This window comes from Borrelia crocidurae, from assembly GCF_000825665.2.
GTDB classification, from domain to species: Bacteria; Spirochaetota; Spirochaetia; order Borreliales; family Borreliaceae; genus Borrelia; species Borrelia duttonii.
The window spans coordinates 353100-362430 of record NZ_LN609267.1 but is presented as its reverse complement, the minus strand read 5'-3'; the positions used below and the strand labels follow the sequence as shown (position 1 = coordinate 362430).

10 protein-coding genes are annotated in these 9331 nt (G+C 28.4%); 9 read left to right on the top strand and 1 reads right to left on the bottom strand.

Annotated elements, in window-relative coordinates; all coding sequences use genetic code 11:
• Nucleotides 1-284, bottom strand: a 284-nt coding sequence (locus BN1173_RS04540; RefSeq protein WP_040236237.1) for an NFACT family protein, incomplete at its 3' end; no start/stop codon positions are given.
• A gap of 139 nt (nucleotides 285-423) precedes the next feature.
• On the opposite strand from BN1173_RS04540, the gene BN1173_RS01760 reads away from it, so the two are divergent.
• From BN1173_RS01760 to rpsI, 9 genes are all read left to right on the top strand, one after another.
• A complete protein-coding gene (locus BN1173_RS01760; RefSeq protein ID WP_040236235.1) occupies nucleotides 424-1101 on the top strand; it encodes a LolA family protein in 678 nt (225 codons plus the stop codon).
• 11 nt (nucleotides 1102-1112) lie between these two features.
• Nucleotides 1113-2315, top strand: a complete 1203-nt coding sequence (locus BN1173_RS01755; RefSeq protein ID WP_025400673.1) for a helix-turn-helix domain-containing protein — start codon at nucleotides 1113-1115, stop codon at nucleotides 2313-2315.
• A complete protein-coding gene (locus BN1173_RS01750; protein ID WP_040236231.1) occupies nucleotides 2315-4408 on the top strand; it encodes an ATP-dependent helicase in 2094 nt (697 codons plus the stop codon). The genes BN1173_RS01755 and BN1173_RS01750 overlap by 1 nt, the downstream gene beginning before the upstream one ends.
• 9 nt (nucleotides 4409-4417) lie before the next feature.
• Nucleotides 4418-4693 (top strand): Asp-tRNA(Asn)/Glu-tRNA(Gln) amidotransferase subunit GatC, encoded by a 276-nt coding sequence (gene gatC / locus BN1173_RS01745; protein WP_014696215.1) that lies wholly within the window; start codon nucleotides 4418-4420, stop codon nucleotides 4691-4693.
• Nucleotides 4694-4704: 11 nt separating this feature from the next.
• Nucleotides 4705-6150, top strand: coding sequence for an Asp-tRNA(Asn)/Glu-tRNA(Gln) amidotransferase subunit GatA (gatA, locus tag BN1173_RS01740; protein ID WP_040236229.1), 1446 nt, complete (start codon nucleotides 4705-4707; stop codon nucleotides 6148-6150).
• A complete protein-coding gene (gatB, locus tag BN1173_RS01735; protein ID WP_040236227.1) occupies nucleotides 6140-7597 on the top strand; it encodes an Asp-tRNA(Asn)/Glu-tRNA(Gln) amidotransferase subunit GatB in 1458 nt (485 codons plus the stop codon). Before gatA ends, gatB begins: the two co-directional genes overlap by 11 nt.
• Nucleotides 7590-8378 carry a hypothetical protein gene (locus tag BN1173_RS01730; RefSeq protein WP_040236224.1) on the top strand — a complete coding sequence of 263 codons (789 nt, stop codon included), beginning with the start codon at nucleotides 7590-7592 and terminating at the stop codon, nucleotides 8376-8378. Before gatB ends, BN1173_RS01730 begins: the two co-directional genes overlap by 8 nt.
• A gap of 79 nt (nucleotides 8379-8457) precedes the next feature.
• Entirely contained in the window at nucleotides 8458-8907 is a 450-nt protein-coding gene (rplM, locus tag BN1173_RS01725) for a 50S ribosomal protein L13 (RefSeq protein ID WP_012538101.1), read from the top strand.
• 10 nt (nucleotides 8908-8917) lie between these two features.
• A complete protein-coding gene (rpsI, locus tag BN1173_RS01720; RefSeq protein WP_012538100.1) occupies nucleotides 8918-9328 on the top strand; it encodes a 30S ribosomal protein S9 in 411 nt (136 codons plus the stop codon).
• Nucleotides 9329-9331: the final 3 nt, after the last annotated feature.

Sequence of the window (9331 nt, the reverse complement as noted above, 5' to 3'; positions counted from 1 at the left end):
ATTTGATGTGCTTCGCATACTTTACCATTTGTGACTTTTGATTTTAAAAATTCAAAAAATCTTAGAGGAGGTTTGATATTTTCGAATTTTTTATTTGTTTTGTGAATTCTTGTTTTTTGTGGATCTAGAGATATTAATACATTAAAATTTTTTTCGTCTGTTGATTTATTGTAAAATTCTATAACCAAGTTTTTGTAATTAGGTTGTTTTATTTTTTTTAGAAATGAATTTATTAATGGCAATTCTTCAAGTAAAATGTTTATTTCGTGATAGTTTAATGACATTTTATCTCCTTTGATCTTTTGCTAAATATGTTTATTATTAGTTTACAAAATGGTATATTATAAATAATAGCTTATTATGACAAGTTGTACTATTGGTATTTAGAGGTGTATTTGTTATTAAATGTAGCTTAATTAGTGTATGAGTTTTATAATGAACAAAATAAAAAAGATAGTATTAATTATATCTCCTTATTTGCTTTTTGCCCAAATATCTGCCAATCAATATTTTGAGGAGATTCATTCAAAATATCAAAATGTAAATGATATGCAGGCTAAGATTAGTCTTAATATAAAAGGTCTTAAACAGACAGGAACTTTGTTATATAAATCTCCCGATAAATTTATTATTAATTTAGATTCAAATAATCAGGTCTTTGTGAGTGATGGAGAATTTTTAACCATTTATGTTCCGTCTCTTGGTACTTCTTTTAGACAACAGTTGACTATGGGAAAATCGGGAAGTGGTTTTATGAATATTTTGAGTACTGAGTATAGTGTATCTTATACTAATTCTCCCAATTTAGAACCTCTTGATGAATCTGGGGGAAGGGGAGGGGCTGAAAATTTTATGAAACTGACTTTTTCAAGACGGCTTTATAAAGGTGCTGCCACAATTGATTCTTTTATGATTGCCTTTACACCAAGTGGTGCAATTAGAAGAGTTATTGCTTATCCTACAGGTGGTGGTCGAGAAATAGTGATTGATCTTTTGTCTGTCAAGTTTAATGTTGGAATTCCTGATAGTAAATTTAAATATGATCTGCCTAAGAATGCAAATAAGGTGGATAATTTTTTATATGATGTTAAAAAGACCTGAGGTGTTAATATATGGACAGAAGCGATTTCATTAGATTTGGAGATTTTTTAAAAAAAACTCGGATTGATAAGGGCTTTACTTTGGAGATGATAGCTGATGATATTAGGATTTCTATTAAATATCTTAGAGCTCTTGAAGATTCTAATATTGAATCATTTCCAAATGAAGTTTTGGCTGTGGGTTTTTTAAGGACTTATAGTGAATATTTGGGAGTTGATGTTTGGTATGTTTCATCTCTCTTTAAAGAATATAAGAGAAGACTTAATAGTAATTATATTGGTATTAAGTCTGATGATCAAAATGGTAGTGTAACTTTTGTAAGTGAAAGTAAGCTTGGAAATAAATATTTTGATGTAACTAATATAGGTTTTTCTAAGATAATTAAGATATTAGTGGGAGTGGTTGGGATTGTATTTCTAGTGTTTGTAATTACAAATATTAGTGGTTTTAAACAAATTTTAGGAAGAATTTTTAAGGCAAATTATGTTGGAAAAAGAGTACCAGAGGTTCATGAGGTTTTATTTGATAAAGAAAATTTTTGGAATGTTGTGCTTGGAGAAGGTGATTTTTTGTCCTTAATTTTTGGAAATTCTATTGCAAAATATAGAGTTTCTTTTATGAACGATGATTTGGTTATTACAAATGATTTAGAAAATGAGCAATATGTTTTTAATTTAGGAAAATTTCGAGAAGTTGATTTGAATGGTAATATAAGAGTTAAAATTGTATATGATAATTATTCTCAAGATAAGGTTAGAAAGGCTCATGTAAGTTTGGAATCTTTTATGCTTAATGTTGAATATGTTTTTGAGACCAATCTTTCTAATAGATTTAATGTTGTAAATTGGGGATTTGAAGTTAATGGTCCTAAAAATAGAGTGATTAGTGAATATCCTACAGTATATTCTTCTACAAATATTTCTGATATTAATTTATCAATTAATTTTTTAAATGATACATTTTTACGATATGTTGATGAGAATAATCTTTATGGTAAGTCTTTGCTTTTATTGAAGGGAAGTGATCCTTTAAATTTAAATTTTAAAAAGTCTTTAATTTTGTTTTTTACAAGACTTTCTGATGTTAATATTGTTCTTCAAGGTAAGGATGTTACTTCTGTTTTAAAAAGTTATGGAAGTGAAATGATAGCAATTCAATTTTTTTGGTTAAAAACACCAGGTGGTTTTGATCTTAAAGTTTCTGAAGTTTATTGATGAGTGAAATACAAAAATTTCTTTTTAGTTTAAATTTTGATCAAAAACAAATTGTCTTTGATGACACTAAGAACCCTATTCTTGTTTTGGCAGGGCCAGGTAGTGGTAAGACGAGGGTTATAACAGCTAAGTTTGCGCATTTAATAAATGAAGGTAAGGTAAAACCAGAAGAAATTCTTGCTTTAACGTTTACAAATAAAGCAGCACGTGAAATGAATTTTAGATTGAATTCTCTTTTTAATTTTGATAGGTCTTTACATATTCAAACTTTTCATTCTTTTGGTGCTTGGCTTTTGCGACTTTACTTTAAAGAATATGATGAAAATTATGATTCAAATTTTACAATTTGGGATGTTAATGATGTTGTTAAATTTGTTAAACAAATTGGACTTGCATCAAATATTGAATGTGCCAAGTATGTAACATCGTCAATATTGAAATATAAGGAGAATTATTCTTTACATAATAATTGTGGTTTTGATGATAAAATTTATTCTGAGATTGAATTTTATGAACAGGAAAAATCTAAAAGTAATGCTTTTGATTTTGCCGATCTTATTCTTAAATCTGTTTTGATGTTACAAAATTGCGAAAGTATTAGAATGAGGGTGCAAAAAAGATTTAAGGCTATTTTTGTGGATGAATATCAAGATACTAATTATTCACAGTTTTTGTTTTTAAGAGAACTGTATTATAAAGATGCATATTTTATGGTAGTGGGAGATGAGGATCAGTCTATATATTCTTTTAGAGGTGCTAGAGTTGAAAATATTCTTGAATTTGAAAGAACATTTGATAATGTGTCTAAATATTATTTGGTCCAAAATTATCGTTCTAGTTTAAGTATTGTCAATGTTGCAAATAATATTATTTCAAAAAATCAAAATAGGTATGATAAAGTAATAGCTACAGAAAATAAGATAGGTAAAAAAATAAAAATTTTTATATTTCAAAATCCTACAGAAGAAGCTGAGTATTTTGCAAATTTTCTTATTGAAAATAAGCTTGAAACAGCTGTTCTTTATAGATTTAATCATCAATCTTTGCAATTTGAGAAGGCTTTTTTTAAAAATAATATTGCGCATAAAATATTAGGTTCAATTAGATTCTATGAAAGAGAAGAAATTAAGGATGTCATATCTTTGTTAAGACTTTTTGTAAATAAAAAAGATAAAGTATCTTTTTTGAGAATAATAAATAAGCCTGCAAGAGGTCTTGGTAAAACTACCATTGATAAGATAATTGCGACATTAAATGATACTGATGTTAATCTTGACTTAATGCTTGCAAGTAGAAAAGTTGTTAAAAATCTTAAAGGAAAAGCAAGAGATTCTCTTGATATATTTTTAAGTTTATATGATGAATTAAAAGAAAATATACAAAAGGGTGTATATGTAAATTTATCTGAATTTATTAAAGATGTTACAATGGGATTTGGAATTTGGAATTATTATCAAAAATTTGATAAGGATGAGAAATCAAAAAATATTGATGAGCTTATTAGTAGTGGAGTTGAATATTCTGGTAGTTTTGAAGGTCTTGTGATATTTCTTGAAAATTCGTCTTTGTCTCCTTTAGTTCATGGAGATTTTGCATCTAGTGTGTTACTCTCTTCAATTCATGGCGTTAAAGGACTTGAGTTTGATAGGGTAATAATATCTGGTCTTGAGAAAGGTTTATTACCTGCTGAGATTGAAGAATTGACAGCTGATAGATTAGAAGAAGAGAGGAGACTTTTTTATGTTGCTATTACTAGGGCTAAATTCGAACTTTTTATTACAATAAATTTGCAAAGATTTTTTAGAGGAATACTAAAAAATACAGCCATATCAGTTTTTTTTCAAGAGATCCATAAGGATAATTATGATATTGTTTTTGTTCCAGAATATTTGAAAGATAATTTTAAATTTTTTTTTACACGAAGTGATAATAAAAATTTTAATATTGGCGATTATATAATTTATAATGGTGAGAATGGCGTTATTATTGATAAGTGGTACCAAGATGGTGGACCATTTCTTAAAATTAGTTTGAAAAATGGGAAAAAAGCTATTTTGAGTTCAAGTTATATTAAAAAACTTTCTAAAATGTAGAGGTGAAATTTGAAAAATATTCGTTTAGAGAATAGTTTAAAATTGAGTTTATTAAAGTTAAGTGAAGATGAAAAGCAGCAATTTGTTATGAAATTTGAAAAAATTGTTTGTATGTTAGATAAAATTTCTGAATTTAAAATTAAAGATGGCTTCCATAAAGCAGTATGTAATTTTTCTGACTTAAGAGATGATGAGATTTTGCCTTCGTTGACAATAGAATCTATTAAGAATTTTAGCAATGTTTTTGTTGATGGTTATTTTTTATCACCTAAAGTACTTGAATAGGGAGTAATGATTTGGACTTAAGTGGTTTGAATTTAATAAAAATTAAAGAATTAATATTGACTCGGAAATATAAAATTTATGATATTATCCTTTATTATAAGAAAGTTTATGAAGATAATAGAGATATTAATGGTTATGTTGAGTTTTTTGATGATGCATTGGAAATAGCCAAAGAATATGATGATCTTTTAAGTAAAGGTGGGGGACAAGATTTGCCCTTACTTGGAATTCCTATTGCCGTTAAGGATAATATTGCAATTAAAAATAAAGATTTAACTTGTGCATCTGAGATTTTGCAAGGTTATATTTCTCCTTATGATGCAACTGTTATTAAGAGATTAAAAGATAATGGGGCAATTATAATTGGAAGAACTAATATGGATGAGTTTGCAATGGGTTCTTCTTGTGAATTTTCTTATTATGGAGTTACTCTTAATCCTTCAAATAAAAAATATGTTGTGGGGGGAAGTTCTGGTGGTTCTGCAGCTGTTGTTGCTGGAGGTCAAGCCCCTTTTTCACTTGGAAGTGATACGGGTGGTTCTGTTAGGCTTCCTGCTTCATTTGCAGGTGTAATTGGATTTAAGCCTTCCTATGGAGGATTGTCTCGCTATGGACTCTCATCTTATTCTTCGTCTCTTGATCAAATAGGATTTTTTGCTAATTCTATTGATGACGTGGCTTTAATATTAAAATATACTTGTGGCATTGATACAATGGATTCTACTAGTATAGATATTATTCAAGAACCCTATCCATTATTAAATAAACCTTTAAAAGGTACTAAATTGGCTGTTATTAAAGAGTTTAGTAAAGACTTGATGGAAGAGGATATTTATTGTGAGTTTTCTAAATTTAAGTCTGCTCTTTTAAGTAAGGGTGTTGAGATACATGAAATTTCAATAGAAGCAGTTAATTTTGTACTTTCTCTTTATTATTCAATATCTCCTGTTGAAGCTGCATCTAATCTTGCTCGTTATACTTGTCTTAATTATGGGAAAAGATTAAATGATACATTGAGTCTTAATGATTTTTATTACAAACATAGAAGTTTGTTTTTACGAGAAGAAGTTAAAAGGCGTGTTGTACTTGGTAATTATTTATTATCAGAAGGGTATGATTTGGAATATTATACTAAGGCTTGTAAAATTATAGAAAACGTATTGATTCCAAAATTTGATGAAATTTTTAACAATTATTCGTATATTATAACTCCTACAAGTTTTTTGAAACCTTTTAAGATAGGTGAAAATTTTGATGATCCTTTGAAAATGTATTATTCTGATTTATGTACTGTGATTGCCAATCTTATTGGTTTTCCTGCACTTTCAATTCCATTTGCTAAAGATGATAAGGGATTACCTATTGGTATGCAAGTTATTGGTAGAGTTAAGAGGGATTTTGAACTTTTAAGTTTTTCAAAAAATATAATAGAGGAATTAGAATTAGATGGAATATAAATTGCTTATTGGATTAGAAGTCCACGTACAATTGGGATTAAAGACTAAAGCTTTTTGTGGATGTAAAAATGATTTTGGTGGAATTCCAAATTCTCGTGTTTGTCCAATATGTCTTGGACTTCCTGGAGCATTACCTAGCGTAAATAAAGAACTTGTTAGTAGTGCAATTTTGGCAGGGCATGCTACTAATTCTACAATTAGAAATATTGTTAAATTCGATAGAAAGCATTATGCTTATCCTGATTTGCCCAAAGGATACCAAATATCTCAAAATGATGCGCCTATTTGTGAGAATGGGTTTATTTTTATTAAAACTAGTTTGGGTGTAAAAAGAATTAATATTGCAAGAATACATATGGAAGAGGATTCTGGGAAAAGTTTACATTTGCTTTCAAATGATAATCAAAGTTATATTGATTTTAATCGTGCAGGAGCACCGTTGCTAGAAATTGTATCACAACCTGATATACGTAGTGGAGAAGAAGCCGTAGCTTATTTGAATGCTTTAAGAGAAATTTTTAGATATCTTGATTTGTCTGAGTGTAGTATGGAAAATGGATCATTTCGTTGTGATGTTAATATTAACTTACTTATTAATGAGAATGATGTTAACTATAAAACTCCCATTTCTGAGATAAAAAATTTAAATTCTTTTAAGTCAGTAAAGTTAGCTATTGATTATGAGGAGTCAAAACAAAAAGAAGAATGGATTTTGTATAGAAAAACTTTGGAAAGTGTCGGGAAGTGTACAATGGGATTTGATGATAAGAGAGGTATTACAGTTCTTCAAAGAAGCAAAGAAACAATATCTGATTATCGTTATATCAAGGATCCAGATTTACCTTTAATTAAACTTGAGAGTGATTATATTGAAAATATTAAATCTCATAGGATGGTGGAGTTACCTTTTGATGCAAGAATTAGGTTGCAAGAGCAGTATGGGCTTAGTGATTTTGATATTGTAACTTTAACTTCAGATAAAAATTTGGTTAAATATTTTGAAGAGGCAGCATTAACTTCAAGTGAACCTAAGAAAGTGGCTAATTGGATATTATCTGAAGTGTTAAGTGTGTTAAATGAAAGGGAAATAGGTATACTTGATTTTAATTTGCCACCATCATATATTGGTGAGCTTGTTGAATTTATTATTAATGGGAGAATAAGTGGAAAGATTTCTAAGGAAATATTTTTAGAAATGGTTGACAGAAATGTTTCTTCTATTACTATTATTAATGAAAAAAAATTAGAACAGATAAGCGATAAATCGTTTATTGAATCAATTGTAATTGAAGTATTAAATGAAAATCCTAAATCAATTGAGCTTTACAAAAAAGGAAAAAGTCATGCTGTTAAATTTATGATGGGACAGATTATGCGTAAAACTTCTGGTAAGGTTAATCCTGTTCTTTCAAATGAAATTTTAATGAAAAAATTGCAGGATGTGTAGTAAATCTTTATTAAGTTATTTTCCCATAATTAAAAGAGCAAGATTTTTTTATCTTTATGATATTAATGGTAATCGATATTTAGATTTATATTTAAATGAAGGTTTAAATTTTTTAGGGCATAGAGTTCAAGGATTAAATCTGATCCTTAAGCAAACTTTTTCAAGAGGGCTTACAGCACCTTATCCATCTATATTTAAAAAGCAATTTGAAAATATTTTTTTTTCTTACTTTAAAGAAGCAGGATTTGTATGTATTTTTAGGTTTGAAAGAGATGCTAGAGATTTTTTGTTATCATTAACAGGTCAAAATTATTTTAGTAATCCTTGGGAAGTGAGACAGGAGGGGATATATGAGTTTAGGTTTGGATTTGATAATTTGAGATATCCTATGTTTATAAAGCTTCCAATGCCTGGATGTATGTCTATTAATATTGTTATAGTAGATAATTTGTCTAAAAAAATGGAGTTTAGAGATTCTTTTGATGCTTTAACTTTAGCAGTTGCTAAGCATATGCTTGTTAAAATTTTATCTTATGAAAAAAGTTTAAAAATTAATTTTGATATTTTTTCTACTCCTATGTTTAAATTGATTAATAGGTATATGTTTCCTTGCTATAAATCTGAATATCATGGTGAGGTTTTTAAGGAATATTTAAGTAATGGATATTTAATTAGTCCTGTTTTTGATTTTCCTTCACTTTTACCTTTGAAATTTTCTAAAGGAGATTTAGATGGTTTTCGAAAAATTTCTGCTAAGCTTCAAAACAAATTTGGATGTTAGTATTGACAGGTTAACTTGCAAATAATACAATGAAAAGGTATAATTTTGTAGAATATCTAAGCGAGGACTTTATATTATTATGAATAAAATGACTAATAATAAGACAATATGGATGAAACCAAGATACGTGAAGAAAAAGTGGTATGTGATTGATGCTTCGGATAAAGTTCTTGGTAGAATTGCTACAGAAGCTGTTAAAATTCTGAGGGGCAAACATAAACCTTATTATACTCCCCACCAAGATTTAGGTGATAATGTTGTTATTATTAATGCTTCAAAGGTTAAGCTTACTGGTAAGAAATATTTTCAAAAAATTTATTATAGACATTCAAGATATCCTGGAGGTCTTTATTCTGATACTTATAGAACATTATCTGAAAGAAAACCAACAGCTCCTCTTGAAATTGCTATTAAGGGCATGTTGCCAAAGGGTCCTTTGGGTCGTGAGCTTTTTAGAAATCTAAAGGTTTTTGCTGATGCTAATCATAAGCTTAGCTCTCAGAATCTTTATAAATTAGAAGCAAATTAAGAGAGGAAAAATGGCAAAATCAGATGTTAAGGGTGTTAATTTAGGAATGGGTACAGGGCGCAGAAAGTCTTCTGTTGCTAGGGTTTATATTAGAGAAGGTAAGGGTGACATTAAGATTAACCATAAGAATTTTGATGTTTACATGCAGCTTGAAAAGTTAAAAACAATAGCTTTATCCCCATTAGCTTTAACGCATACTCTTGGTAAATATGATATTTATATTAATGTTTATGGTGGAGGTATTTCAGGTCAGGCTGGTGCTATTAGACATGGTATTGCAAGGGCTCTTTTTGATCTTGATGAAGAGTATAAAATGGTTCTTAAATCCAATGGATTTTTAACAAGAGATTCACGAAAAGTTGAACGTAAGAAGTTTGGGAAAAAGAAAGCTAGGAAGAGTTTCCAATTTTCAAAAAGATAGATA